We start from the raw sequence: 23,289 nt of genomic DNA, 5'->3' as shown, positions 1-23,289 counted from the left end.
ATCCTAAAATGGAAAAGCCCGCGGTGGTTGCGGGCTTTGGAGGAAATGATGGATGGGTGGCTGAAAGGACTAATTGCCTCCGCCTGCATCGTGGTGATCGCTGGCGGCGCCTATATGGCATACGACATCAACCAGGAGCGATCTGGCCGTCTGGCGGCGGCCAAGGAAGAAACGATGCGCGGAGGATGCCGAGACGCACTGGCAGACAAAGGCATGCGAGAAATGCGCATGTTTTGCCGCGACCATGGCTATATCACCGATGACGAATTTTATCGCGCAGGTCTTTAGCCATACTTCGCCACGAGCGCTTCTATCTCGCGATCGCTTGGCGCATCGGCGCCTTGCTCGTCGAGGCCCTGCGCTTCGTTGTGACCTTCGATACCGTCAAAGAACTCGGTCAGCGTAGCGTCCCAAAAGTCAGCCGGCCGCCATTTTAAGCCGCCGATGCCGATCCTCATCCATTGTCGCCAAGGGAACGGCCTGTCGTCCAAGCCGTCGTCCGCGTTCTCGCCGTCTACGCCGCCTCGCCGACGGCCTCCACGTTTCCCTCGTCACCATCGAAATGGTGCGCCAGGATCGCAGAAAAGGCCACTGCGCAGGCCGGAAAGTGCTTCAGCTTGAGCTTCGTGATCGCCTCGACAGCGTTGCCCTTGACGGTCAAAAGCTCGATGGCTGCAACCGTGGCGGCCGCCTCGACGCCAGACAGGCGCAGGAACAAATCATTCAGAGACTTGCACTGCAGCCGGCTCGACAAAGCCGAGAGGCCGCCCATCGTTGCCGCAATTACGAGCTCGACGCCGTCAATGATGAGGCGCGCTTCGCCGCGCGCCTCGTTTACCGGATGTTTGTATTCTTGATCAGCCATAAAACTCTCCTCTTTCTGATCGATTAGACTTCAGGCGTGAAGGTGAGCGTGTCACCCGCGGTGAAGGTCGCGCTGAATTCCATGTTCGGCTCGACGTCACCGGATGCGGTGAAATCGGTCACAAACCAGGTGCCGGCAAAAGTGCCGAGGCCGGGAACGATGACCTGCGCATTGAAGGCGGTCGCGTTGATGACGTGCGTCATGAACGCCGACATGTTGGCGCCGGCGACATATGCGCCTGAGCCGGTGAATGTGCGGTTTGCAATGCCGGGCCGGCTCGTCTTCTGGACGACATTGCCAGGGTTTGCGCAATCCGGAATGGTCGTATCGACCTCGCCGGCCGAAAGATTGAAGCTACGCGTCTTCAGGCCGCAGAGGTTCGAAAATACCTCCGGGTCAGCGCCGTCGCCGATTTTGATGAGCAGGGTTCTGCCGAGAACCTGTCCGACTGATGCCATGATAGTCTCCTGATGTGGTGATGATTAGCGCGGTGGGCGCGATGGTTATTCTGCCGCTCGCGCTACGCAGCCGGCTTTTCGACGTAGGCAACGAACTCGATGACCGCGTGCGAAGTGAGCCCGTCAGCATCGCGGAAAACCCGCGTCTGGCGGTGATTGATCGAAATCAGATGATTGGTTGCGAGCGTCAGCGGCGCGAGGTGCAGGTTTTCAACAACCGCGTCAGCGATGCGCTTGACTTCGGGGAAGCCGACGGCGCGCGACCACGCATGCATCGTCAGATAGACTTGGCCACCACTGACGCACGTCGCGTCGTCACGAAGGAATTGCGCCTCGCCGATCGTGAAATAGGGGAAGGTGCCGCCTTCCGGCGGCTGATCATAGACACGAGTGGCTATGAGCGTCACGAGGGTCGCGTCAGCCTTCAGTCGCGCCACTATAGCGCCCTGTAACTCCAGGTCGGGGCTTGCCATGAGATGTCCTGCCTTCTGGCTATTTGCCCATGGCCTCGCGCACCGCTTTGTTGACGGCCGCGCGAATTCGTTTGCGGATTGCCGGCTTCATGGCGCGATAGGTCGGAAAGATGTGGGGCTGCGCCGCGGTGCCAGGATGCATGCCGGTGCCGGACGCTGCGGCCAGTTTCTTGCCGAGAACCGTTCCGCCGCCCTTCGCTGTGCTATGAGGCGCAGTCCCGAATTCTAGGAACCGCCAGATGTATTCCGCAAAGATGCCTGCGGCCGACGGGTCTTTGGTGGCGGTTGTTCCGACAGTCTCTTGCTGCGGCCTGCTCGACAGGCGATCGCCTTCTATGCTTTCCGCATATTCAAGTGTGGCGCCCCGAGGCGCGCGCGCTTGAATAGCGTCGGCAATCTCTTTTGCCGCCTCGAGCTTCGCCGTGGCTGCGTACTTCTCAACGTTGGGCGCCAACTGGCTAAGGCGCCGCATCAGTGCGTCGCGCCCCTTCAGTTCAGCGGTGATAGCCACTACGTCGCCACTCCCTGCGTTGCCATCATGTCGATGTAGCGGTTTTTCTCGTCGAAATTGGCCGCAGACGTGATATTGAAGATGCGAGACGGATTGCGGGCGTCGACCGCGCGCCACGCTGTCGTGACGACTCGAGCCTCGATACAGCTGCGGATCTGGATCACGAACGGCTGCACGCCGGATAGTCGGGAGGCAATGACGGGTTCACTGCCCTTGAGCGGCCTCAGTTCGGCCGCGGCAGTGAAAACCGTCTCCCAATCTCCGGACTGCTCATTGCCGAAACCGTCATCGACGATCGCGCGCGTCTGAAAGTGCAACCTCTCGCGCAAATTGCCTGCAGGCATCACACACTCCCGGCTGGCCGCGCTGCTTTTACCGCTGCACCAGCCTCGATGGCCTTCGCGGCGCATTCTCGTGTGACGAGATAACGACCGTCATTCATCTTGCCGCCGTCTGGCTTAAAGACGACGCTCACGGCGGGCGTCGCTGTCCAGCAATAGCTCGTCGTGAACTTCACCCAAGGCATTAGATCGCGACGCCAGCGCTCTGGATCTTGACGGCAAGCACAGTCGTCGACTTCGCGATACCGAGGAAACAGGTATAGTCGCCGGTTGCGAGATCAGCCGCCGGGCAAATGCCGCCGGCGTTGCCGGACAGGTAATAGCCGACGCCCTTGGTCAGGACCGCATTGAGCGTAAGATCGCCCTCTTTGAGGATGGCGATCGGCTGATTGAGTGCAGCGCCATTAAGTGCGATCCCTTTCGCTGTGCGCGCCTCTGCTGTTGCCGAGTCGGTGTCTGCGAGCATCCACTTGTTCGTGGTGGAGCTGAAATAAACGGCCTGCCCGGCCGTGATCGTTTCGCCGGCAATGCCTGCGTCACGCGTCGCGTTGCTGCCGGCAACAACTGAAGTTGCCGTAATTACAAGATCTGCCATGATGGCTCCTATTCAAAAGAGGGAATAGGCGCGCCCGAAGACGCGCCATCAGGCAATTATTGCGGAGGGTTGGCAGTCGGGCCGGTGGCCGGATAGCCAAGAACGGCAACGCCTGAGATGAAGATGTTGCCCGAATCATTGCCGGACGGCGTCACGGTCACGCGCACATAGCGCTTGGTGCCGATATAGCCGATCTTGCGGCACTCGTTGTCATCGTCGAACTGGAAGCTCGCCTGCGTCAGCGTCCCGACAAGCTGGCTGGCCGATACGGCCGCCGCGTCAGAAAGGTTGGCGGCATCGCCATGGTCGACGGTCACGGCAAAAGTCGCGTTCGTGTCGGTGTTGGTGCCGGTCACGATAACGAACTCGGCGGCATTATAGCCGGCCGTGTCAATAATGGCGGAGACGATGGCGGTGTTGTCGGTGCGTGCGGCGACCGGAACGATCAGCGGCACGACGTGCAGGGTGTTGTGAATTTCACGATTTGGCATGGTGGTTCCTTTCGGTCAGGCGAAGCGGCCGACCCGATATCTTTCAAGAATTGATGATACGCCCATCGGCAGATCGACTGCCTTTAGGTCGGTGGTGACGGCCTCGCGGTGCTCATAGAAGTGACCGACAAGGAGAAGGATTGCGGCGCGCAGATCAGGCGGCAATGTTGCGTATCCGCAAACGAAAGTGACCTTGACGGCGCCAGGCTCGCAGTAGATTTCTGGCCATGCCGTGTCTCGTGCCGGCCAAATACGCAATGGACTTGCGTCAAGATCAAATCTCAGGCCAGAGACGGTCGCCGGCGATCCGTTGGCATCCGTGTAGGCTACCGAGGTGACCGAGGTGACCGGGCCAAGCGGCACGATTATCTCACACGGAAAGTGGTCAAGAGACATGCGCCACGTCTGCGGAGAAAGCGCTATCCCTATGCCATTCGGCCCTTCGATTGAAGCCTCGGCGGCCGCAACCATCGCCGTGATATCGGCGTTGTCGTCATCGTGGAAAACCCGCAGATGACGTTTGGCCTCGTCAACGGACACAACCGGAGAGGCTGGCGCTACCGTCCTGACCAGTCGCGTCCATTCGTTCATTTGCGGCGGCCTCGGCGTTCCTTGGTGGACACGACAACAGCAGTCTCGACCTCAGCGGCCGCAACAGCCGATTCGGATGGAGCCGGAACGACTGCCTTTTCAGCGATCGTGTTGCAAAGATTTTCCCAGCCGTTGCCGACACGTGCAGCAAATTCCTCGGAATCCACTTCATCGCCGAAATTGTACGAAAAGTCGGCACCGGCCAAACTTGTATTCACCTTGACGAGCATGCCGCCCTCCATGTGGTGGGCGCCGCCATTTCTGACGGCGCCGCTTCAATTACGGGTGCAGCAGGGTCTTGACGGCCGCGGAATCGAGCAGCTCGCCGTCGAGTCGCATGAAGCCAATCAGACCGACCTGGCCATAGTCAGCATAGCGCTCGACAAGACGCTTCATCGCGAATTCACTGACAACGCGAACGGCATACTTGTTCATCGCGCCGAACAGCACGGACTTGTTGCCGGTGCCGATGTCAGCGATAGCCTGGTTGATCGAGTACCGGTAATCGCTGATGCTCGCGGGCGCGCCGCTCTTGACGTCTGCCGGCTGCCAAATGTAGTTGCCGTTCAGATCCTTGAGCTTGCGCAGCGCCTTCAGCGTGGCGTCGTTGAACTGCCAACCAACCGACGGATCAGAGCGATAGGCCGGATCGACCGAGTGCTCGAGGTTGAAGAGGTCGTCGAAGGTGATGGCAGATGCACCGGCCGCAGCAGTGGTGCCGGCAGCGGAAACGATACCGTTCGGCTTGGAAGCGCCGTCGCCGGTCGTCAGGTGCCGGTTGGCAATGCGGCCGATGCGCTCAGCCATTGCATCCCGAACGATGCCCTCGACGTCCATAACGGCGTCCTGCAGAAGCTCATCGGAGATCAGGACGACGCCGGAAGTGTATTTGTAGGCGTCGAGCGACTTGGTGCCGAACGCGATTTCCGATACGGAAACCTGCTGGTTTTCGCCGATAAGCGCGCCTTCGTTGCCGGTGTCGTTCATCGACGGCATCGTGATCGTGGCGCCGGTAGCGGTATTCAGCATGCGGGTCACACCAGGATCCATCATCGGACCCCAAGCCTTCAGCGACTTGATGAGCTCCGCCAGGAACTGGCCGGGGACGAGATAGCCGCCCTGCGTCTGGGTGCCTACGGACTGGCCGCGCTCTTCGACCGCCTTCAGGATGCTGCGCTGCTCAGGCGAAAGGCTGGCGCGGCCGCCGCGAAGGAAGCCGCGGAAAGCTTCCGCATAGAGTTCGTCGGCGGTCTTTTCGACCTGACCCGGCTTGACGGTGCGGGATTCGCCATTCGGGCGGCGCTCGTCTGCGGCGTTGAGGTCGCGTTCGCGGGCTTCAAGAGCCTCTTCGCGCTTGATGCGCTCTTCGAGCTTGTCGTACTCGGCCATTGCCTTGTCGTGCGCAGCGTCGATTTCGGCGACGCGAGCTTCGGCAGTGTCGTCCTTGATTTCGTCACGGAGCGAGCGGGCTTCGGCGACGAGACGCTGCTGCTTCTCGCGCATTTCAGAGATTTTCATGTGATTTTCCCATAGAAAAGCCCGCGTTAAGCGGGCTCGTTGTGGTGGTGCTTGGCGGTGACAGCGCTTTGGTCAGCGCATGCTGCGGACCTTGAGTTCCAGGTCCATCTTCAGGCGCGCGCGGTGAGCGGCCTTGCTTACCGGCGCTGCCGCCGGATCTTCTGCGCCCGGTTCAGGCGTAATTTCTGCTGGATTTGCCGATCGCCACTCTTCCAGCGATCGAACACCAATCGTGGTGTCCTCGTAGGCCGGGAAGGCAACCGCCGAGACTTCCATCAGCTCGAGAGCCTGGATGGTGCGCACCGGAACATCGCCAGTTTCGTCCCAGGTCTCTTTGGTCACCCTGAATCCGAACGACATGCCGCTGATATCGCCGCGCTCTACGAGCTCCCAGATGTCGTTGCCATCTGTGGTGTTCGGCACATCGATCTCAACTTTGAGACCGGTGCCATCCTCGGCCAGCCGCAGTGTGCCGCTTTTGGTGCGACCGATAACCCGGCCCGAGTCGTGATCGACGAGCGCGCGGATATCGCCTTTAATGGCCGTCGCAAACGCGCCCGGCGCGATCTTCTCCTGGAAGTACCCACCAATCATGGCGAGCCGCTCGAACACGGCTGCGTAGCCAACCAGCGTTCGCTTGTCGTCTTCAGCGCGCGTCTCGACGCCGAGGCCGGCCGCGCGCTTTTCAATGTTTGTGGTCATGCGGCCTGCGCCCCGTCATTCTGATTGTTGTCGTTGGCTGGCTTGGGCGCGTTGATGGTGCTCTGCATCCCCAACGGCACGGTCGCCCCTTGGATGTGAAGCTTTGCCGCCTCGCCGCCTTGCGCCGGCCAGTTCTCCATGCCACGCACTTCGTCGGGCGTGTTGATGGCGTTCTGAATCGCAGTCGCGTAGCCATCCATGCGGGTCTTGAAGTCGCCGCGAAGGAGGCCGTCGACGTTGAACTCTACGAACTTCGATTTGTTGCGCGCCGTGAACAGTTTGAGGTTGAGCTCTTGCTCCCACGCCTTGATCCACTGCGTCAGCGTGTGCTTGACGAAGTGCAGATCCTGCTGTTCAGTGTTCGAAAACGTGCCGTGCGTCAGATCCTGCAAGAACACCGGCGGGATATCGAAAATCCGCGCGATTTCCTCAATTTGGAAGCGGCGAGCCTCTTCCATCTGGGATTTCTGTGGATCGACGCCTACCGGCTTCAATTCATGCCCTGCAGGCATGATCATGACGTTTCGACGCTCGGCGTTGGCGTCTTTAACCGCCTTCTCGACGTCTTGCGCTGCCCTCGTTGCGGCTGCCGGCGACGGCATTGGGCCATAAAGCGCCAGTGGAGGGACGCCGCCGTTGGCAAAGAACTTGCGGGCGTACTCGTCAAGGGCCAGCGCCAGACCGACGGCGCCCTTGAGCTTGCTCACGGGATCGACATGCGTGATGCCGTCCGGCTTCAGCATGAATGTCAGGTCGATGACTTCGCTGGCCGCGTAGGTGACGGTTCGCTCGCCATCCCGGTAACGGTAAGATTTGCGGCCGTTATTTCGCTCGATCGTCAGCTTGTCGACGTCAAGCGGCCAGATGTTCATCACCCTGCCGGCTTTATTGCGCTCGATAAACGAGACGCCGCGCCCTCGCAGAAGAACGCTCACCATCATGGCCTTGCGCCACATGAATGACGTCAGCTCGTCGTTCGGAGCGTCGTGAAGAATGCCATAAAGCGGGTCGTTTTCGACTGTCTCGCGGCCTTTTTCGCCTTTGCGAAATACCTGGAGCGGCAGGCTGGCGATCGTGCCAGCGATAAAATTGATGGCGCACCAGACGGCCGGCACCTCAAGTGCCGTCTCATAGTTGACGACAACACCTGCGACGCTGTGCCATTCATTGAACAGTGTGCGCCATGCATTCGGGTCGGAAAGCGAAACGCTCGGGCTTTCCATGGTGGCGCGCGTCTCCGTCGCCACCCTATCCTTAAAAGGCCACATGCATATTCCTTGCCGCCGTCACACGACGGCAATTTTGAAGTCTGGATTTTCCCAAGGTGACGTCGCCGGCTTGATTTCGACAACGCCATCCACCGCTGCCCCAACAGCCATCGCCGCAGCAACGGCAGGGTCGATGCGAACCGTGGATTTCTTCTTTGAGAACCACTGATTGCCCATGAGCGGGTCAGTTTCGATCGCGACGCCCATCAAGGCGCCCAGAAGCACCGGCGATCGCCGCAATCTGATGCGCTCCTCAAGGATGAGCTCCTCGAGCGCAGCCACGCTGCCCGGCATCCACAGCCCGAGAGGCTTCGGAAGGCCGGCCGCCTCAGCCGCTGCTACCTTTTCCGGCGATGGGGCGGCGCGTTTCTTGCCGCCCTGCGGGTGGTTTACGGTCTGGATTTCGGCGCCATACGCATCAAGTTCTTCAGCGAACTTGTCAAATGCGTAATTGTCGTACGCCAGGACACCAATGCCATGCTCGGTGTTGAGACGAGCGAATAGAGCAGCAACATGATCATATCGTACACGTGAGCCCTCCGGCGCATTGATGTAGCCCTGCTCGAGCCAGAGCCGGTAAGGGACGTGGTCGACCTTCGATCGCTCGTCCATTGTGTCGCGCGGCGTGAACGCCTCGATCCACAAGTCGAAAGTCGGAAGATCCGCCTCGGTGCCGTCAGCCCGGGTGATACGCTTCGTGCCGGTCTCCACGACGAACGCTGCTGCGGTCAGATCCTTCGCACCAGACAAGTCCAGACCGGCGGCCGCAATCGGCTTGCCGGCATGCTCCTCGTATGGGTCGAAGTCGACCATGACTTTTTCGAGGATGGGTCTAGGTATCCAGGCGGTGTCGGATTCAGTCCAGACGCAGAAATGCAGGCGCAGGATATTATTGCGCTTCGACGGGATGTCGCGGGCCTGAGCCACAACGCCCTCGATGTATTCGTATTTGAGCGTAACGCCGAGAAGCGGGTTTGCCTTCACCCAGCACGACGGATCCGTGAACGGGTCATCGTCTTTGTCCAGAGCGCAGACATACGAAAAGCACTCATCACTGGTGCCGAACACCTCGCCGACGTAGGTGAATTCCTCGTCGGGCGTTTCGGTGCCGGCCGCCACTTTTACGGCCCACTGGTGCTCAGCCCAGCAGACCGAGTTGCGATCTGAACCGGAGTTCGTGATCATCAGCAGCAGCGGCTGGTCGCGAAACTTGAAGCCGCGCTCAAGCATCTCAAGCGTATGGCCGTTCGGGTGTTCGTGGATCTCGTCGCAAAGTGCGACATATGGACGAGGGCCACTGTGCGCCTGCTCGCGCGAGATCGGACGAAAGAACGATCGCGACTTGATGTGCGCCAGGTTCCAGACCGGATTTCCGCCCGACGGCGTCAACTCGCGCTTCAGCTTCGGCGACTGCTCGTACATCGCGACCGAGTCGCGAAACAGAACGAAAGCCTGCGCCTTGTCTTTGCCGGCGGCGTAGATCTCGGCGGCCGCCTCGCCGTCAGCGGTCATGCAGTAGAGGCCGACCGCGCCAGCGAATGGCGACTTGCCCTGCCCTTTTGCCTGCTCTATGTACGCGCGCCGAAAGCGCCGGACTACCTTGCCGTTCTCGTTGGTGCGCTTCCATCCGAACAGCGAGCCGGCGATGAACGCCTGGCTCGGCTGAAGGATGAAGGGCTTGCCTTCGAACTGGCCGCCATTGAGGCGGAGCACATCGCGGCAGTAGCCGATGAAACGGGCCGCGCCCGCTGGATCCCAGATCAGGCCGCGCTTCTTGCCGTCTCGCAGATCGTCGAGATGACGGCGGCATGCGTTGCGGACGTGCGGCCCGGCAACGATCTCGCCGCTGACTACGGCCTTCGCGTAGTCCGTCGTCGGATCAGAAATACTTGTCGGCGGGATCTTCTTCTTCGCCACCTGGCTTAGCTCCCGCCTTCGATGCGTCCGCGGGTGTCGCCCCCATCTGCCCGAGGCATTGCCTCAGCAGGTTGAGCGCCTGCACACCGACGTCCTCGCCGGCCATTAGCCTTCCGCGCACGTAACTTGCGATTTCAACTAGCGCTCGATGCGATGCATTGAGCCATGGGATTTCTTTGGCGATCGTGCGCCATGCTAGTTGCTGGCCTTCCGGCATCCATGCCGGCGGGTCGCCGAGATCGTCACTGACGGCTGGCTCGACGCGCTCCTCAAATTTCTTTCGGCGAACCGTAGCCTGCCCGGTCACCGCGGCCTTCGCCTTCGGCGTCCTCGGCCTTGCCATGGTTCATGCCCTCAACTTTTGAATTGGAAAAATGTGCGCGAATGGCCCACGCCGCTCCCTCGGGGTGCGCTTCCGTCAAGGTCCGACCCGCCCCCCTAAAGGGGCCATCCATCAGCACCGAAGCGAACGACACTCTTGCCATTCTCCTCTTTGTGTTTCGTACTGTCGTGATGGTACTTGCATAGCGACTGGAATGGTCCTCCGTAGAACAGCCCAAGGTCGCCCTTGTGTGGCGTGATGTGGTCGCATATGGTTGCAACCGTTACATCCTCAGCCTCAAGACACATACGACAAAGAGGCTCAGTCATAAGCTGAGCCTCGCGTATCTTGCGCCACCTTGCCGTCTTATAGAGGTGCTGCCACGCAGCACTATCTGCCCTCGATCTATGCGACATGAGCAAATAGACTGGCCTGAATAGGTGGGGTGTTGCTCTTTGCTGCATTGCACCTGCGGCATGCGCACTGGGTGTTCATGTAGCTATGCGCTCCCCCAAGACTGAGCGGCATGATATGGTCAAGCTCAGGCGCCCTATCATCGTATGTGCCGCGTAGCTTTCGTGGTGTGGTACATCCGCAGATCTGGCACTTCCACTTGTCGCGATCAAATACCTTTATCGGATCGACGTTCTCTATGGCCTGTGTGCGAAGCCTAGCCCGCTCTTTCTTTCGATTTAGACGACCGGCATTCCGACGGGCGCACGCCTTTGAACAATACATACTGCGCTTGTCACCATAACTGGGTGAGAAGACACTGGCGCACTCGGCGCACGGCCTAGGCGATCTGTCTACATTGTCATTTGCCGCAGCATATTTTCTTGCCTTGCTGTTGGCGTCAGCCTTGCGACACTCATCAGAACAAAATCTGCCTTGAATGCTTCTGGCAGTAAAACGCAGTCCGCACTGTCCGCACAGTGGACGGAAAACAACAAAAGAAATCGGCTTCGGCGGACCTATAAGCCTGGCTATTCCAGCCTTCCCGGAGCAGGTCTTCGAACAAAATTTAGGTGGAGCCTTATCTTTCTGCACCTTCTTGAATGCAGATCCGCAAAACTCGCAAATTCGTTCTGGCGCTCTGGCCAGAGCCAGTTTCTTTTCACGAGCAGTATCACGCTTTGAGCGATCAACCGCCCGAGCGCAGGCTGCTCCGCAATACTTCTTGGAAGCGTGCCCAGTTATCGCGGCGCCACAAGAGGCGCACTTCCTGCCATTATCGTTGGCGGCCACTGGCCCGCCGAAAAGCGCATCCATCAAGGTCTCGACTCCTTGTCGACCTCATGTGAAAGCGGGTGAGCCGAAGCTCACCCGCAGAACCAGCGCAAGAGGTCGAGAATTGCGCCGATTGCATGAAAACGAAAGCGCCGAGCTCAACCCGAAGGGAGCCCGGCGCAGGATTACCCGTCGCCGAGAGGAGGCAGCGCCAGGCAATTCACAGCCAGCAATGCTGGCCGGACGTTAGCCGTGCCTATGCACATAGCATCGCGTCCTATAGTTACCCAAAGCTCAGCGGCTGCAACGAAGTGCAGCATGGCGATGGGTCCGTCGCTCTTGCGCACGGGACAGTGCGGGGCTCAAGCGAACCCCTTCACTGTACTCCGATTAACTTCTGAAAAAGGGACATCAGGCAGCATATAACTCGATGACGTCGGCCGCATTGTCGTTCGCTGCGATCAGAGCCTGCTTGCCCTTGCGCTCGGCATGCTTTCCTTGGAATCCGAGGGACATGCCGATCTCCTGCATGTTCTTGGCGCGGAGCGACGTGTCGAGAACGTCCCTGGTTTCGGCAGGGATGGCCCGCAGAGCGTCGCGCCATGCTTCACGGCCAGACTTCAGCGTCGCGAAGTCCTGCCAGGCCATCGAGCCGCTCTCTCCCTTCTTGCCCTTCTTCATTCCGACGAAGGCATCGGCGACCATCTTCATGCCGCACGGCAGGCCGGTTGGATAGACGGTCACGGCCGGCATAACTGCGGTATTGGCCTTCGCCTCTTCCAGCATGGCGATAGCCTCATCGCGGCTGTAGTTCTTGCCCTTGCGCCTTTTGCCAGACTTGATGAACCGATGCGGCAAGCTACCGAGCGTTTCGCCGAACCATGCATTGCTCAGATCGATATATTTCCCGGTCTTGCCGGATGCGCCAAGATTCGCTTCCATCTCATCGCGGCACCGAAGCATTGCGCCGGCTGGCATGGTGATTTCGCCATTGATGGCCTTGCCGTCGATCCCGTACATGATGCAGCGCTCTGTTTGCGTGCCGTCGCTGAAACGCAGCGAACCCCATTTGATGATCTGGCCTGTTGCGTTTCGTTCGGGCTCGTGGCCGATCACGCTGCGCATAATCTCCTCCAGGCTCGGCGAAATGCGTAGAAAGCGCTCGTGACCGAAGTCAGCGACTTCGTCTGGATTGTTGTTATTGGCCGGCACGACCGACCAGTTTGTCTGAAGCGGTTCCGGATCATGGTCCGGCTCAGTCGCATATTTGCGAAGCGCTACCAGCTGCTCCGCCAGTGATCCGTGTCTTGCCATGTCGTCTCCCGCATGTGGTGGTGACAGGTATATAGGCTTGGCGGCGCCAAATAACAAATTTGTCAAAGAGGCAGCAGACAAAAAATACGTATTACGTGCAAATAGTCCTTGCACGTAATACGTGGTCATGCGATAACAATCTTACCGAAGCAATCCCGCTTCGGGGACTAGGAGGCACCCATGAGCGTCAAGCTCACCCTTCAAGTCCGGTTCGGCAAGTGGAGAGTAACGATCTCCATCGGCCGGTAACTGGGGGCCGGAGGGGTCTAGCACACCCTTCCGGTTCCCAAGATATAGCGAAAAGGCGGGAAACTTTCAATGTTCGATCTAAAGGCCCACCGCATCAGCCTCAATCTTACTCAGCAGGAAATGGCGCAGGCCATGGGCATGCCGCTGCGCAGCTATCAGGACATTGAGGCTGGGAAAAACCCTGTTCGGCCGGTTCATGAGGCGGCAGCAAACTATGCCGCCTACCTCATCCGCATCAAGGACCGCACAAAGAGCGATGATCCTCTGCGTCTGTTCTTGATCCGCTTCAAATCGCATAACGGCCAATGGGGAAACCCATGGACGGTCTGGGCTGAAGACTTTCCGGATGCTGTCGAGCGGTTTTATAATCTCGCTCGGGTGGACAAAACATCCGAGATCCAGATCAAGGGCGCCTTAAGTGGCCTGATACCAGATCACTCGATCGATCATGCGCAGGCCGTGCTGGAGCATCGCGGCTGGCCTTGGCCGGACTGATTGTCATTCTCGGCCAGCCAGCCGCGGACAAGAGCCACAGCTTGGTGTGCTGCGTCTTCCGTGGTCACGGCGCGCAGCACATCGACAGTGAAGCCCATGCGAGCCAACGCCGCGTGGCGATCGACCTGGGCCGGCGACAAGCGCCCGCGGCCGACCTTGTTCTCGATCATGCGCAGCTGGCCGCCAGCGATGTATATCCGCATGTCGGCCTCGCCGGGCGTCATGCCTGCGGCACTCGCCTCCATCTGGGCACGCGGGCCGCGCTTTGCTGAATTCTGATCGCCGGCCAACAGGAACTGCTTGCCGTACTCAGGCATGCCGCGCAGGGCGCGCACCTGGGCAGCCTGCAACTCCCATTCCTTCGGCTCGGCCTCGGTGACTTGAACGCGGGTGCCGTTGGCGCCGGTGGTGGTCACGATGCGAACGCGCTTGCCGTCGATCTTCGTTGTTTGGACTTGCCGCTTTGCCATGGTGGCCGTCTCCTATTTTCTCCCACCTCCCACCTCAGAGGTGGTGGAGGTGTCGAGGTGGTGCGGTTTCTACCTTCACTCCACCACCACCACACCACCCTCCACCCCTAAAGGGGAAGGAGGTGGTGGTGGGATGTGGATTCTTACGTCTCGTGGTGTGATTTCCCACCACCTCAAAATGGCAGGTGGGAGGTGGTGGTTTTCACCACCTCAACCACCTCAAAACGAGGTGGGAGCGAGGTGGTGTGAAACGCCATTTTTAGGCCATTTCAGCTGGTCGGATGAACTTGATCTTGCGGTCGATATGCTTCGGATCTGGCTCGTCAACGACTGCCAAAGTGCCATCAGAAATGAGGGCATCGAGCATCGCCTTGACCTTCTTTTTCTCAGCCGTCATGGCCTTCGTGACGTCTACCGGCTCGCTCATTAAGGCGGCGAGCGCATAGCCAGCCCAGTCCTCTGACTGAGAGCTTTCGCGGTAGCTCTGGTTGCCGAATTTGATGACAATGGCCCGCCTTATGTCAGCTGGGATCGATTCAGCGATCTCCTCCCTGGATGGCCATTTCCATTCCGTTACGACCGGCGCGAAGTCCTGCGGCTTCGTGAGCCCGCGCCCGTTCCCCAGCGGCACGCCGACGAGATGCCGCCATTCTGCCTTGTGTGACAGCGGCGTGAGGTTGGACTTGCCGTAGGTCGTAAAGAAGTAGCCAAAGCGGTCCTCTGGCGGCACGCCGGCCTGTGACGCCTGCTCTTCCGACATACGGTTGAGAACGCGCACCGACCGCGCCGCGCCGATCAGCGACACGGCGCCTCGAGCATCTTCGACGGTCGCCTCACGGTCGGCAACCTTGCGCAGGTGGTGCACGATATCGATGGCGCAATTGGTATAATCGGCCACCTGCGCCCAGAGCTTCGCCACCTTGTCGATCGCGCCGTTGTCGTTCTCGTTGACGCCGTGGGTGGATACGAACGGGTCAACGATCAGCACGTCAATGCCGTGCCGCTCAATCTGCTCGACGACGGCCTCGACTATCGGCTCCTGGATCTTCACGCCGGCCTTTTTGTCTTCGATCGCGATGACGAGCTCCTGCTCGCGGCCGGTATCCAGGAATAGGTGGCCTTCGATATCCTCCGGCTTGAGATTGTAGTGGATGCAGGCTGCCATGATGCGCCGCTCCATTTCGTCGCGCGGATCCTCGGCATTGAACACCCAGACACGCAACCGTTGCGGCGGCTTCGTGCCGAGCAGCGCCCGGCCGGATGCCATGGCGAGGCTTTCCGCGATGCTGGCCGAGGTCTTGCCGAGGCCGCCAGGGCTGACCGTGACCGATACATACTTGCGGATGAAGTGGTTGCCGTAGGCGAACTCGCGCCGCGGCAAGCTGGCCGGGTCGATCCACTTGAAGGCCGTTGCGGTGATCGGGCTGGCCGGTTGGGCGTTGTCGTTCTCGGGTTCGTCTGGTTCGTCCTGCGGCTCGACGTCACCGGCTGGTGACACGTCTTCGCGCACCACATCCTCATCGACCGCAGCGGCACGTTCTTTGCGGCCTTTCTCAAGCCCGTTCTTGATCATCCGGCTGATGTCGACGAGGCGAGTGTTGTCCTGCTGGAATTCAGACTCGGGAATCTGCCTCGGCTGCCGCATGCCGGCTTCAAGGCCGCGCCGGATCTTCGACCACGTCTCTCGCTCACCGTCCTTCTGAGCCACGCCGTTCGACTGCGCCGCCGCATAGAGCGCCTGCTCTGCCTCGCCACGCGATATCGCACCGGCGCCGACAAACTGGCCGAGCGCATAGGCGCTGGCGTTCAGCTGCTGGCCTCGGCCACCCTGCCCCGTCGTCGCCAGCAGTGCCAGCTCGTCGTCGACGGCCTTGTTGACGTAGTGGTCATTGGTGCCGGCCTGGTAGCTGAAGGGCATTGCCGGGCCTTGGGCGGCCGGCCGCGGCAGCACGAGATCCAGCAGCCATTGCGGAGCGTCGGTGATAGGCGCTTCAGACACCCATTTGTAATGCCGGCCGTCGGCCATGATCGAGCCCGGCATGATGACATAGCCGCCGTCACCGCGCACATCGACGCCAGAACCCAGACCGCCGCGGTTGCGGACGCCAGCCACATGCCTGAAGAAGATATGCGTGCCGCCGTTTGCTGTCTTGGCGCGCGCTGTCTCGGGCAGCGGGCCGTTGGCGTTCTCCATAGCTTCAAGCCACTGGTGACCGTCGGCGACGCCAGGCTTTAGATCGAGATCGAGCACCCAAAAGCCGGAAGGCGCGCCCGTAGGCACGCCGACCAATGCGTCTGGATTGTCGCCCCACCAGCGATGCAGGATGCGGGCATATTTGCTGGCGCCGCGTAGGCCGTTGCTGGTGTATGGCGTCTTTTCGTGCTTCGTGTCGAGTTCGCCAGTCGTCGGGTCCGGCACATCCTCCGGCTTGGCCCGGCATGGGAATACGGGATAGCCCTTGGCGACGTAGTGTTTGGCTAGGTCAAGCGGCGTTTGCAAGAAGATCCTCCCTTACGGTGGAACGAAGATGAGGCGCGTTTGCCAGATATACGGCACGCGAGAATCCATGCGGGAACGCGCTGCGGAAGTTTGCCCGGTCATCGCCAGGAGGCGCTGCATGGATGCGATTGTCGGGCTTGCCGAGGGATGGGTTTGGGCACTTAGGCGGCATGCGGAAGCCCCCCCCCTACGCGAAGACACGTCTTTTTCGTGTAGTTGTCGTCGGCGCAAAACTGGGTGTACTCGTGCGGGTGAAAGGTATGTTTTGCCGGCCCGAAGATGTTGGTGAAAACACTGACTGGATTTTCCCACATCCACGGCGCGCCAGATAGCAGACCGGTCATCCGGCACTGCTCCGCGACGATGGATGCTTTTGCCTGAAAATATGGGTCGGCCATGCGCTTGGCTTCAAACCAGCGAGCACCGGAAACGGCGACATCAGTGCATGGTGGGAAGCCGGCAACGAACACCACGCGGCCCGACCTGATGAGGCGACCGAGCAGATCACCTGCTTCGACGATGGTGCCGGCGAACCGCGTCACTCCGTCTCTAACGGTCGTCTCTCCATGTTGTGGGTCGATCATCACGACTTCGTAGCCGCCATCGAGCCACGGCAATGCCATCGCGTCAGTTAGGTTGCACAGTAGAATGACAATCCCACGGCTGTTATCGTTCGCTGCGATCATGCCGGGCGCCTCGAATACCAAGCAGTCTCTTCTGGATCAACGATCGAATATGAGTGCTGACAAAGGCGCTCCATTAATCGGCGCGCAAGCTCGCCGGCTTTGTCCTTGATAGCCCACACGTCAGCCGGGAAGCGCGGATAATTGATGAAGCCGACCCGCACCCCAGCCTCCTGCCCGCCAGTGTAGATATAGTCGGCCGGCTCGACCGTGACGCATGCGCCAACTTCCATGCAGTATTCGCGGCAGACCTGCTTGGCCTGCTCGATGTCGGCCGCGATGAATATCTCGATCTTGATTGTCGGCGCTGTCTTTCTGGTTGTCTCGGTCATGCTGCCTCCTCGTAGTCAACTTCGCAGGTATCCTCACAGCCGTCGCCAACGTCTAAGAATGGCGAGAATAGGCTGGGCTGGTACTGCCTGGCGTCATCAGTTGCGGGTGTGAATTTTGTGATGGCGGCCAACCGTCGCAAATCAGCGGTGCTTCGTTCCTCGCGGAAGAACACCCTCCTTTTGTCGCCCGCTCCACAATGGCCTTTCTCAGCCTCCATCCGCTCCGGAAAGTCGTATGCTGATGGATTTTCCGAGATGATTGTCAGGTGTTTGCGGAGTGACTTTTTCCAGCACCATTTGCAGTTCCCTTGATATCCTCTGAGCCTCAATCGGAACGGCATTCTCGCCCAAAAATCGTTCACGTCGGCTTTTGAGGATGGAAACATCTGGCTTTCCGCCAACGGATAAATCAGCCTGTGCTCTTTCGCTGACGGAGAAATCCGATCGATTTCGTCCACGCGAATGCCGATGGCCGTGTCATAAGACCCAGCAGCCCACCCGATGCTGCGCGCGTAAGCCTGGACAACTCGCGCCTTTAGTTCTCTGCTGCAATGAGGATGGGCGCGATTTGGGATGCCATATTTGTCGATCATGGCTTCGAAGACTTCACCATTGCGGCTGGCCGTCGTGAAGTCGACCACTCTCGCCCTGGTTCCGTGCCCAGCCTCAGGACGAATTTCAGCTTCGACCCAAACCAAGTTCAGGCCGAAATGCCGATCGCATTCATCGGCAAAGACCAAGGTCTCCTCGTTCTCCTGGCTCGTGTTTGCGATGACGTAGATGATCCGATCGTAGAGATGAGCCATGCGTTCCTTGACGACCCGCGCCATAAGTCCGCTTGTTTCACCTCCGCTGAAGGAGACCAGCAGCCGCCGCTCGTTATCGTTTGCGTGCTTCAAAACGGTAAATCCCCCTTCCTGATCAACTCCCGCAGCCGATCGGCGCAGCCCTGCCATGCCGCCTTGACCAGCATGCGCTGCTGTAGCTCGTCGAACTCAGCGAGCTCGGTGAGGCCGCCAATGGAATCGATGTATTCACCCACGGCATCAACTCCGCCGTCGAGCGCGGCCAGCTCGTAAGGATCCATGCGGCGCACGCGCTTGATCTCTTCGATCAGCAGGATGCACTCGCCGCAGAGATAGCCGGGATCGTCCGTTGACTTGGCCATGCGGCTGATGCCCATTCCGATCGCGTGCCGCCCACAGCAGCGGCACGTCGTCGGCTGGCCTTCCGCGGTTGCGGTTGGCGTGAAGGTCATGCGTCACCTGCCTGCGACCGCAGCCACTGAAGAACGCGCTTTGACTTGAAGTGCCAAAGCCGGCTGCCGTCATCCTTGACCTGCAGCAGGTAGCCGCGCGGAAACTTCGACGGAGCCTTCCATCCTTTCGGCGTCACCAGCGTTATGACCGCAGTGTCTTCGGTGCCGCCAAAATCCTTGGCTCCGGTCATGCTGTTCAGGCATAACTGTTCCATCTCTGCCGGGCTCATGCTGCCACCTTCGCCGGCATGTTGTCATTCGCGGCGAACAGATCGGCCACCGGCTGCTCTTTGGTGCCGAGCGCAGCAATGTTCTTTGCAGCCTGGCGGAAGTAGGACGGCTTGAGTTCGAACCCGACGCCGCGCCGGCCCATCTCGACGGCAGAATAGACCTCGCTGCCGATTCCGAGGAATGGCGTCAGCACTGTCTCGCCCGGCAGGCTCCACAGATCGATGCAGCGCTCGATTACATCCAACTGCAGCGGCGAAATGTGCTGCTCGTCCTGCTCCTCGCGGGCCGACCGATATTGCAGGGTGCGGGTCTGGCGGATGTCGCTCCACACCGGCGACGCGTAGCGCTGCCACACGAAGACCGATCGCCACTGCTCAAAGCTCCAGGGCTTGCGGCCGTCGGCGATCGTCTCTGTGGCGTGCCGGTCGTATGCCTCGCGGCTTATGTCGAGTGTTTCGTCACCAATCCAGCAATCGAACATGCCTTCGACCGGCTCCGGATTGTCGCCCGGCTTGCGGAAAGAAACGATGTAGTCGGCAAGCCCTTGCCCGCTGATGCAGCTATCCTTCGTGATCTGCTTGTGCAGGAGCCGGATCGACTTCGTGCGCTGCTGCGCTACGACCGGATCTTTCCAGATACAGACCTCGGAATGGAAGATCCAGCCGGCGTCTTCGTAGGCGCGGATGATCTCGCCGCGGAAGTCGCGCATGCCGATGAAGCCGTTGCGTCTCTTGCTGGTCGGCAGTTGCATGCAATGCACGGAGTGGACGCGGCCGGGCTTGGTCACGCGCAGCAGTTCCTGGATCAGGAACTGGTAGTGAATCCAGAAGCTATCGCCTTCGTTATTGCTGATGTCGCGGTCGAAGCTCGAGAACTTGTAGAGACCTTCGAACGGCGGCGAGTGGATGGTGAAGTGCACACTGTCGCCTGGAATAGCTCGGATCAGCTCGCACGCATCGCCCTCATAGATGGCGTAGTTGTCGGTGACGATCTGGTTTACGCAGTTGATTGCTGACGTGTTCATGCTGCCCTCGCGAAAGATTTGAACTGATCATTTGCCGCTTGCTGATATGCCGCATGAGCCGCATCAGCTTTTTCAAACAGACCGAGGTAGATGCTCTTTCCATCTACGCAGATATGAGCCTGATATTTCTGCGCGCCGCTGTGCCAGCTAACGCCTTTCATGCCGACTGAATTGCCGGCGCTGACGTGAGTATTCGCAGCGTTCTGCGATTTCGTCGCGCTGCGCAGGTTTGACCATCGGTTATCACCTGGCAGCAGATTTTCATGGTCTATGAGAGCGGAAGGCCATTGGCCTGTCATGTAAAACCACGCCAGCCGATGCTCATAGTACCTGCGTCCATAGATAGAGATCTGGCGATAGCCATCCTTATTGATGGTTCCCGCTCGACGGCCGATGACGGTCTTTGCGCTCACCTTCTTGAGCCATGTAAAAATTCCAGTGCCGGGATCGTAGTGCAACGCTTCTCGCAGTTGTTCAGCGGAAATCATTCGGCACCTCCTAGCCATGTTGGGATCTGCATCGGCAGTTTCGGATCGTAGCTGGCCTTCTCGCGCGCCTGCGCGTTGATGGCCGCCTTGGTGATGTTGGCGGTGTGCAGAACCATCGCCGCCGCCATGCGGTCGGCGTCAGCCTCTTTCCGTTTGAGGTTGGCGACGACAGCGCCCTCCGTCTCGGCCGCGATGAAATGTGCCGTGACTTCGTTCTGCTGGCCGAAGCGCCAGAACCGGCGCACCGCCTGATAGACCTGTTCGAAGCTGTCATTGAGCCCGACGAAACCGGTATCGGCGCAGTGCTGCCAATTCATGCCGAAGCCTGCGATCGATGGCTTGGTGACCAGCACACGAATGCGGCCTTCGCTGAAGTCGATTAGCTTTCGCTCCTTCACGTCTTCCTTGTCGGATCCGCGCACCTCGACGGCGCCGGGAATCTCCTTCGTCAGCGCCTCGCTCTCGGCATTCAGATTGCACCACCAGACGAACGGCCGATCAGTAGGTGTCAAGTTGGCAGCGAATGCTACGCGATCCTCGACGCTATCCCGGCGAGCCTTGATGCGCTCTTGCAACGTCGACGCCCGGCCGCCGATGAGATCTGCGGTGTCTGCCGGCATTGCCACCGTGTGGTGAATTTGATGCAGCGCCGGCAGCTGATAGGCGCCGTCGTCATATCCCAAGTCCGACGGCTTCCGCAGCATGACGGCCCACGATGCCATCCAACGCCAGAAGTCATTCTCGGCGTGGCCCTTCAACCGCCACTTCTGCGTCTCGCCGCCGTCATGGGTGAAGAAGGTCGCGAGCATGTCGGAATAGGACATGATGCCGAGGAACTCAGCGTGATTGCCGAGCTCCATGAAGTCGTTCGGCGCCGGCGTAGCGGTCGCGGCCAGCCGGAACGGAATGCCGTGGCAGGCCTCCACGAGCTCGTTTCGGTAGTGGCCGCTCTCCGATTTGAGGATGCTGCTCTCGTCGAGGATGACGCCAGAGAACTGATCAAGCTTGAAATGCTCGATCTTCTGGTAATTCGTGATGTTGATGCCCGGGCCGACCTCGGCCTGCGAGCGGACGTGACGCGCCGGGATGCCGAACTTCTCGGCCTCGCGCACCATCTGGGCCGCGACTGCCAGCGGCGCGAAATGCAGAATGTCGCCTTGGGTGGCGCCGTGCACAGCCCTGCCCCACGACAGTTCCATCAGGCTCTTGCCGAGACCGGTTCCGGCAAACAAAGCCGACCGACCGCGCTTGATCGCCCAGGTCACAATGTCGCGCTGGAATGGAAACAGAACCGCGGGCAGTTCCGGAATCTCTGAGAGGCCAGTCGGCGGATCCAGGATCGCCTTTCTGGCTAGGAACGCGGCATAGGCCTGCGCTTGCGCTGTCGGCGCAACGTTGATGTCAATAATGCCCATTGGGCTGGTGTCTCCTCTGTGGTGCAGTCCCGCGCGTTGGTGGCGCGCGGTTAGTAGTATGGTGGCGCCGACTGCGCGCTAGGGCGCGGCAGTGGGGCGGATTGCGTTATCGTAGATACGGGTAGCCCACACGAGTTGCGACACAACCTTGCCGTCGAACGCTTCGTGGTGCTTTAGCTCTTCGCTAATCGCCACAATGATTTCTTCGCGTGTTCGATCTTCGACTGGTTGTTTGGCAACCAGCCTGGCCGCGCTCGGGAACGCCGAATTCACGCTCCCATGCCATTCCGTCAGCGAGGCCCATCAAGCCGCCCTCACCGTCAGGATATCATCGCCGGTCTTGATCGCCGCGCCCTTCACCTTCTTGCCGGCGTCCAGCGCCGCCTTAATCGCCGTCTTGTCCGGCGTCTTCACAACCTTGAGGAACCGCGCCGGCACGGCCGTTTCATCAACTATTTCCACAGAGTCGCGACCTTTCGTCACCGAGATCGTTGCCTCGGTCAGCGGCACATTCGGCAGGCTTGCTGCCTTCATCAGGCGCAACATCAGCGCGCGCATCGCGGCCTGCCGGCGCTCCTGGCGCTTCTTGCGGGCGTCTAGCTCGTCGGCGCGCTTCTTGATGGCGGTGACCATGCTGGCCGCTTCGCGCTCGTGGCCGAGCAGGCGGGTGAGCACGCCGCCAAGGTTGGTTTCGCCGTCCAACATGTCGGCGCGGAGCGTTTCGTCTTCCTGCAGATCGAGGAACGCGGCGAGCAGCGCGTCGATCTCGGCCTCGAGATTGGCGACGTCGGCGGCGAGAAATCTGGTGTTGTCGGTTTTGGTCATGCCGACACCACGCGGTAGGCAGCGACATCTCTGTCATTGCGCGTGCTCCAGCGAATTTCATCGCTATATTCTTCGTATTGCATGCCGTTTTTCAGGACGACTTCCAACAACACCTCATCGGCCACTGGCTGCTCACCGCCCGCCCATTCAATCCATCCGTCCTCGGCTCTTCTCTCGCTCATCGTCGTCTCCTCTTCGTCGTGGTGGTCTTGCGCTGGTGAGGCGCTAAATATTAATGGCGTGAAGCGCGAGATAGTCTGACCGCTTCATCGTGATTTTTAGCGTTACCGTTTCAGTGTCTTTCCGCTTATCGTCTTTGGCGATGATAATGGCGAACTGCGCTTCCGCGAGCACTCGCAACTCCTCTTTGGTGAGTTCGGTCATCGCGTCAGTCAGAACTGCAGCTGGACGAGCCGCTGTCGTACGACGATCCGCTGTCGTAGCTGGACGACGAATGATGGCTATCGCACGAGCCAGAGGAAGGTGCGTCCCAGCTCTGATAGGCCGGATTGAGCGGCGAGAACGGGCTCATGATGTTGAGCGGATTCGTGAGATCGTAACTGTCATCGCGGCGCGTTGGCTCACTCGACGATCGAGCCGCATCTGCCCGCACAATAGGTCTTCTTGCCGGTGCGGGCGGCGCCTGTTTTGCGGACACCTTGCCGAATCTGAATTTCCACATGTTGCATCTCCTCTTCGTGGTGGTCTGGTATTTGCACTTTCGTG

33 protein-coding genes are annotated in these 23,289 nt (G+C 59.9%); 2 read left to right on the top strand and 31 right to left on the bottom strand.

Features of this window, described 5'->3' with window-relative positions; translation table 11 throughout:
• Window positions 1-45 precede the first annotated feature (45 nt).
• On the top strand, window positions 46-288 hold the full coding sequence (locus QWJ46_RS00700) for a hypothetical protein (RefSeq protein WP_302748597.1): 243 nt from the start codon (window positions 46-48) through the stop codon (window positions 286-288).
• On the opposite strand, the gene QWJ46_RS00695 is transcribed toward QWJ46_RS00700, so the two are convergent.
• From QWJ46_RS00695 to QWJ46_RS00610, 18 genes are all read right to left on the bottom strand, one after another.
• Window positions 285-491, bottom strand: coding sequence for a phage tail assembly chaperone (locus QWJ46_RS00695; RefSeq protein ID WP_302748595.1), 207 nt, complete (start codon window positions 489-491; stop codon window positions 285-287). The two genes, QWJ46_RS00700 and QWJ46_RS00695, sit on opposite strands and share 4 nt — an antisense overlap.
• A gap of 23 nt (window positions 492-514) precedes the next feature.
• On the bottom strand, window positions 515-865 hold the full coding sequence (locus tag QWJ46_RS00690) for a hypothetical protein (RefSeq protein WP_302748593.1): 351 nt from the start codon (window positions 863-865) through the stop codon (window positions 515-517).
• A gap of 23 nt (window positions 866-888) precedes the next feature.
• Window positions 889-1,323, bottom strand: coding sequence for a phage tail tube protein (locus QWJ46_RS00685; protein ID WP_302748591.1), 435 nt, complete (start codon window positions 1,321-1,323; stop codon window positions 889-891).
• 62 nt (window positions 1,324-1,385) lie between these two features.
• Window positions 1,386-1,796: a DUF3168 domain-containing protein gene (locus tag QWJ46_RS00680; RefSeq protein WP_302748589.1), complete on the bottom strand. Its 411-nt coding sequence runs from the start codon at window positions 1,794-1,796 to the stop codon at window positions 1,386-1,388.
• Window positions 1,797-1,815: 19 nt separating this feature from the next.
• On the bottom strand, window positions 1,816-2,307 hold the full coding sequence (locus QWJ46_RS00675; RefSeq protein WP_302748587.1) for an HK97-gp10 family putative phage morphogenesis protein: 492 nt from the start codon (window positions 2,305-2,307) through the stop codon (window positions 1,816-1,818).
• Entirely contained in the window at window positions 2,307-2,717 is a 411-nt protein-coding gene (locus QWJ46_RS00670) for a head-tail adaptor protein (protein WP_302748586.1), read from the bottom strand. The genes QWJ46_RS00675 and QWJ46_RS00670 overlap by 1 nt, the downstream gene beginning before the upstream one ends.
• 115 nt (window positions 2,718-2,832) lie before the next feature.
• Window positions 2,833-3,243, bottom strand: a complete 411-nt coding sequence (locus tag QWJ46_RS00665) for a hypothetical protein (RefSeq protein WP_302748585.1) — start codon at window positions 3,241-3,243, stop codon at window positions 2,833-2,835.
• Between the two features lie 56 nt (window positions 3,244-3,299).
• Window positions 3,300-3,734 carry a hypothetical protein gene (locus QWJ46_RS00660; protein ID WP_302748584.1) on the bottom strand — a complete coding sequence of 145 codons (435 nt, stop codon included), beginning with the start codon at window positions 3,732-3,734 and terminating at the stop codon, window positions 3,300-3,302.
• A 15-nt stretch (window positions 3,735-3,749) separates the two neighbouring features.
• Window positions 3,750-4,325: a head-tail connector protein gene (locus QWJ46_RS00655; protein WP_302748583.1), complete on the bottom strand. Its 576-nt coding sequence runs from the start codon at window positions 4,323-4,325 to the stop codon at window positions 3,750-3,752.
• Window positions 4,322-4,555, bottom strand: coding sequence for a hypothetical protein (locus tag QWJ46_RS00650; RefSeq protein ID WP_302748582.1), 234 nt, complete (start codon window positions 4,553-4,555; stop codon window positions 4,322-4,324). Before QWJ46_RS00650 ends, QWJ46_RS00655 begins: the two co-directional genes overlap by 4 nt.
• 49 nt (window positions 4,556-4,604) lie before the next feature.
• Window positions 4,605-5,843: a phage major capsid protein gene (locus QWJ46_RS00645; RefSeq protein ID WP_302748581.1), complete on the bottom strand. Its 1,239-nt coding sequence runs from the start codon at window positions 5,841-5,843 to the stop codon at window positions 4,605-4,607.
• A gap of 72 nt (window positions 5,844-5,915) precedes the next feature.
• Complete coding sequence (locus QWJ46_RS00640) at window positions 5,916-6,545, bottom strand: HK97 family phage prohead protease (RefSeq protein WP_302748580.1); 630 nt, start codon at window positions 6,543-6,545, stop codon at window positions 5,916-5,918.
• Window positions 6,542-7,768, bottom strand: a complete 1,227-nt coding sequence (locus QWJ46_RS00635; RefSeq protein WP_302748893.1) for a phage portal protein — start codon at window positions 7,766-7,768, stop codon at window positions 6,542-6,544. The genes QWJ46_RS00640 and QWJ46_RS00635 overlap by 4 nt, the downstream gene beginning before the upstream one ends.
• A gap of 63 nt (window positions 7,769-7,831) precedes the next feature.
• On the bottom strand, window positions 7,832-9,730 hold the full coding sequence (locus tag QWJ46_RS00630) for a terminase large subunit (RefSeq protein WP_302748578.1): 1,899 nt from the start codon (window positions 9,728-9,730) through the stop codon (window positions 7,832-7,834).
• Entirely contained in the window at window positions 9,693-10,037 is a 345-nt protein-coding gene (locus QWJ46_RS00625) for a hypothetical protein (protein ID WP_302748576.1), read from the bottom strand. The genes QWJ46_RS00630 and QWJ46_RS00625 overlap by 38 nt, the downstream gene beginning before the upstream one ends.
• Window positions 10,000-10,206 (bottom strand): hypothetical protein, encoded by a 207-nt coding sequence (locus QWJ46_RS00620; protein WP_302748909.1) that lies wholly within the window; start codon window positions 10,204-10,206, stop codon window positions 10,000-10,002. Before QWJ46_RS00620 ends, QWJ46_RS00625 begins: the two co-directional genes overlap by 38 nt.
• Window positions 10,207-10,457: 251 nt before the next feature.
• A complete protein-coding gene (locus QWJ46_RS31220) occupies window positions 10,458-10,790 on the bottom strand; it encodes an HNH endonuclease (RefSeq protein ID WP_368046071.1) in 333 nt (110 codons plus the stop codon).
• 900 nt (window positions 10,791-11,690) lie between these two features.
• Window positions 11,691-12,722 (bottom strand): hypothetical protein, encoded by a 1,032-nt coding sequence (locus tag QWJ46_RS00610; RefSeq protein ID WP_302748574.1) that lies wholly within the window; start codon window positions 12,720-12,722, stop codon window positions 11,691-11,693.
• 189 nt (window positions 12,723-12,911) lie between these two features.
• Between QWJ46_RS00610 and QWJ46_RS00605 the strand changes: the two genes are divergently transcribed.
• A complete protein-coding gene (locus tag QWJ46_RS00605) occupies window positions 12,912-13,337 on the top strand; it encodes a helix-turn-helix transcriptional regulator (protein ID WP_302748572.1) in 426 nt (141 codons plus the stop codon).
• Here QWJ46_RS00605 and QWJ46_RS00600 read toward each other — a convergent pair.
• From QWJ46_RS00600 to QWJ46_RS00540, 13 genes are all read right to left on the bottom strand, one after another.
• A complete protein-coding gene (locus QWJ46_RS00600; RefSeq protein ID WP_302748570.1) occupies window positions 13,289-13,807 on the bottom strand; it encodes a VRR-NUC domain-containing protein in 519 nt (172 codons plus the stop codon). The two genes, QWJ46_RS00605 and QWJ46_RS00600, sit on opposite strands and share 49 nt — an antisense overlap.
• 259 nt (window positions 13,808-14,066) lie before the next feature.
• Entirely contained in the window at window positions 14,067-16,307 is a 2,241-nt protein-coding gene (locus QWJ46_RS00595; RefSeq protein ID WP_302748569.1) for a bifunctional DNA primase/polymerase, read from the bottom strand.
• Window positions 16,308-16,468: 161 nt separating this feature from the next.
• Window positions 16,469-16,993, bottom strand: coding sequence for a hypothetical protein (locus tag QWJ46_RS00590; RefSeq protein WP_302748567.1), 525 nt, complete (start codon window positions 16,991-16,993; stop codon window positions 16,469-16,471).
• Window positions 16,990-17,322, bottom strand: a complete 333-nt coding sequence (locus tag QWJ46_RS00585) for a hypothetical protein (RefSeq protein ID WP_302748566.1) — start codon at window positions 17,320-17,322, stop codon at window positions 16,990-16,992. The genes QWJ46_RS00590 and QWJ46_RS00585 overlap by 4 nt, the downstream gene beginning before the upstream one ends.
• Window positions 17,319-18,278, bottom strand: a complete 960-nt coding sequence (locus QWJ46_RS00580) for a hypothetical protein (protein ID WP_302748564.1) — start codon at window positions 18,276-18,278, stop codon at window positions 17,319-17,321. The genes QWJ46_RS00585 and QWJ46_RS00580 overlap by 4 nt, the downstream gene beginning before the upstream one ends.
• Complete coding sequence (locus QWJ46_RS00575) at window positions 18,218-18,580, bottom strand: DUF6511 domain-containing protein (RefSeq protein WP_302748563.1); 363 nt, start codon at window positions 18,578-18,580, stop codon at window positions 18,218-18,220. The genes QWJ46_RS00580 and QWJ46_RS00575 overlap by 61 nt, the downstream gene beginning before the upstream one ends.
• Window positions 18,577-18,810: a hypothetical protein gene (locus QWJ46_RS00570; protein WP_302748562.1), complete on the bottom strand. Its 234-nt coding sequence runs from the start codon at window positions 18,808-18,810 to the stop codon at window positions 18,577-18,579. The genes QWJ46_RS00575 and QWJ46_RS00570 overlap by 4 nt, the downstream gene beginning before the upstream one ends.
• A complete protein-coding gene (locus tag QWJ46_RS00565; RefSeq protein ID WP_302748560.1) occupies window positions 18,807-19,835 on the bottom strand; it encodes a DNA methyltransferase in 1,029 nt (342 codons plus the stop codon). Before QWJ46_RS00565 ends, QWJ46_RS00570 begins: the two co-directional genes overlap by 4 nt.
• Complete coding sequence (locus tag QWJ46_RS00560; protein WP_302748558.1) at window positions 19,832-20,323, bottom strand: HNH endonuclease signature motif containing protein; 492 nt, start codon at window positions 20,321-20,323, stop codon at window positions 19,832-19,834. Before QWJ46_RS00560 ends, QWJ46_RS00565 begins: the two co-directional genes overlap by 4 nt.
• Window positions 20,320-21,738, bottom strand: a complete 1,419-nt coding sequence (locus QWJ46_RS00555) for a helicase (RefSeq protein WP_302748556.1) — start codon at window positions 21,736-21,738, stop codon at window positions 20,320-20,322. The genes QWJ46_RS00560 and QWJ46_RS00555 overlap by 4 nt, the downstream gene beginning before the upstream one ends.
• 303 nt (window positions 21,739-22,041) lie before the next feature.
• A complete protein-coding gene (locus QWJ46_RS00550) occupies window positions 22,042-22,563 on the bottom strand; it encodes a siphovirus Gp157 family protein (RefSeq protein ID WP_302748554.1) in 522 nt (173 codons plus the stop codon).
• A complete protein-coding gene (locus QWJ46_RS00545) occupies window positions 22,560-22,745 on the bottom strand; it encodes a hypothetical protein (RefSeq protein ID WP_302748553.1) in 186 nt (61 codons plus the stop codon). Before QWJ46_RS00545 ends, QWJ46_RS00550 begins: the two co-directional genes overlap by 4 nt.
• 43 nt (window positions 22,746-22,788) lie before the next feature.
• Entirely contained in the window at window positions 22,789-22,947 is a 159-nt protein-coding gene (locus tag QWJ46_RS00540) for a hypothetical protein (RefSeq protein WP_302748551.1), read from the bottom strand.
• Window positions 22,948-23,289: the final 342 nt, after the last annotated feature.

Source organism: Rhizobium sp. CBN3 (assembly GCF_030518245.1).
Lineage (GTDB): Bacteria > Pseudomonadota > Alphaproteobacteria > Rhizobiales > Rhizobiaceae > Rhizobium > Rhizobium aethiopicum_A.
Note: the sequence above shows the minus strand (reverse complement) of the source record. Positions and strands in the feature narration are given on the sequence as shown.

What these genes read in the sequence shown, in the direction of transcription:
- QWJ46_RS00700 (WP_302748597.1), top strand. Translation starts at nt 46, where the DNA reads ATGATGGATGGGTGGCTGAAAGGACTAATTGCCTCCGCCTGCATCGTG.
- QWJ46_RS00690 (WP_302748593.1), bottom strand. Translation starts at nt 865, where the DNA reads ATGGCTGATCAAGAATACAAACATCCGGTAAACGAGGCGCGCGGCGAA.
- QWJ46_RS00685 (WP_302748591.1), bottom strand. Translation starts at nt 1,323, where the DNA reads ATGGCATCAGTCGGACAGGTTCTCGGCAGAACCCTGCTCATCAAAATC.
- QWJ46_RS00680 (WP_302748589.1), bottom strand. Translation starts at nt 1,796, where the DNA reads ATGGCAAGCCCCGACCTGGAGTTACAGGGCGCTATAGTGGCGCGACTG.
- QWJ46_RS00670 (WP_302748586.1), bottom strand. Translation starts at nt 2,717, where the DNA reads ATGCGCCGCGAAGGCCATCGAGGCTGGTGCAGCGGTAAAAGCAGCGCG.
- QWJ46_RS00665 (WP_302748585.1), bottom strand. Translation starts at nt 3,243, where the DNA reads ATGGCAGATCTTGTAATTACGGCAACTTCAGTTGTTGCCGGCAGCAAC.
- QWJ46_RS00660 (WP_302748584.1), bottom strand. Translation starts at nt 3,734, where the DNA reads ATGCCAAATCGTGAAATTCACAACACCCTGCACGTCGTGCCGCTGATC.
- QWJ46_RS00655 (WP_302748583.1), bottom strand. Translation starts at nt 4,325, where the DNA reads ATGAACGAATGGACGCGACTGGTCAGGACGGTAGCGCCAGCCTCTCCG.
- QWJ46_RS00650 (WP_302748582.1), bottom strand. Translation starts at nt 4,555, where the DNA reads ATGCTCGTCAAGGTGAATACAAGTTTGGCCGGTGCCGACTTTTCGTAC.
- QWJ46_RS00645 (WP_302748581.1), bottom strand. Translation starts at nt 5,843, where the DNA reads ATGAAAATCTCTGAAATGCGCGAGAAGCAGCAGCGTCTCGTCGCCGAA.
- QWJ46_RS00640 (WP_302748580.1), bottom strand. Translation starts at nt 6,545, where the DNA reads ATGACCACAAACATTGAAAAGCGCGCGGCCGGCCTCGGCGTCGAGACG.
- QWJ46_RS00635 (WP_302748893.1), bottom strand. Translation starts at nt 7,768, where the DNA reads ATGGAAAGCCCGAGCGTTTCGCTTTCCGACCCGAATGCATGGCGCACA.
- QWJ46_RS31220 (WP_368046071.1), bottom strand. Translation starts at nt 10,790, where the DNA reads ATGTATTGTTCAAAGGCGTGCGCCCGTCGGAATGCCGGTCGTCTAAAT.
- QWJ46_RS00610 (WP_302748574.1), bottom strand. Translation starts at nt 12,722, where the DNA reads ATGACCACGTATTACGTGCAAGGACTATTTGCACGTAATACGTATTTT.
- QWJ46_RS00605 (WP_302748572.1), top strand. Translation starts at nt 12,912, where the DNA reads ATGTTCGATCTAAAGGCCCACCGCATCAGCCTCAATCTTACTCAGCAG.
- QWJ46_RS00600 (WP_302748570.1), bottom strand. Translation starts at nt 13,807, where the DNA reads ATGGCAAAGCGGCAAGTCCAAACAACGAAGATCGACGGCAAGCGCGTT.
- QWJ46_RS00590 (WP_302748567.1), bottom strand. Translation starts at nt 16,993, where the DNA reads ATGATCGCAGCGAACGATAACAGCCGTGGGATTGTCATTCTACTGTGC.
- QWJ46_RS00585 (WP_302748566.1), bottom strand. Translation starts at nt 17,322, where the DNA reads ATGACCGAGACAACCAGAAAGACAGCGCCGACAATCAAGATCGAGATA.
- QWJ46_RS00580 (WP_302748564.1), bottom strand. Translation starts at nt 18,278, where the DNA reads ATGGCAGGGCTGCGCCGATCGGCTGCGGGAGTTGATCAGGAAGGGGGA.
- QWJ46_RS00575 (WP_302748563.1), bottom strand. Translation starts at nt 18,580, where the DNA reads ATGACCTTCACGCCAACCGCAACCGCGGAAGGCCAGCCGACGACGTGC.
- QWJ46_RS00570 (WP_302748562.1), bottom strand. Translation starts at nt 18,810, where the DNA reads ATGAGCCCGGCAGAGATGGAACAGTTATGCCTGAACAGCATGACCGGA.
- QWJ46_RS00565 (WP_302748560.1), bottom strand. Translation starts at nt 19,835, where the DNA reads ATGAACACGTCAGCAATCAACTGCGTAAACCAGATCGTCACCGACAAC.
- QWJ46_RS00560 (WP_302748558.1), bottom strand. Translation starts at nt 20,323, where the DNA reads ATGATTTCCGCTGAACAACTGCGAGAAGCGTTGCACTACGATCCCGGC.
- QWJ46_RS00555 (WP_302748556.1), bottom strand. Translation starts at nt 21,738, where the DNA reads ATGGGCATTATTGACATCAACGTTGCGCCGACAGCGCAAGCGCAGGCC.
- QWJ46_RS00550 (WP_302748554.1), bottom strand. Translation starts at nt 22,563, where the DNA reads ATGACCAAAACCGACAACACCAGATTTCTCGCCGCCGACGTCGCCAAT.
- QWJ46_RS00545 (WP_302748553.1), bottom strand. Translation starts at nt 22,745, where the DNA reads ATGAGCGAGAGAAGAGCCGAGGACGGATGGATTGAATGGGCGGGCGGT.
- QWJ46_RS00540 (WP_302748551.1), bottom strand. Translation starts at nt 22,947, where the DNA reads ATGACCGAACTCACCAAAGAGGAGTTGCGAGTGCTCGCGGAAGCGCAG.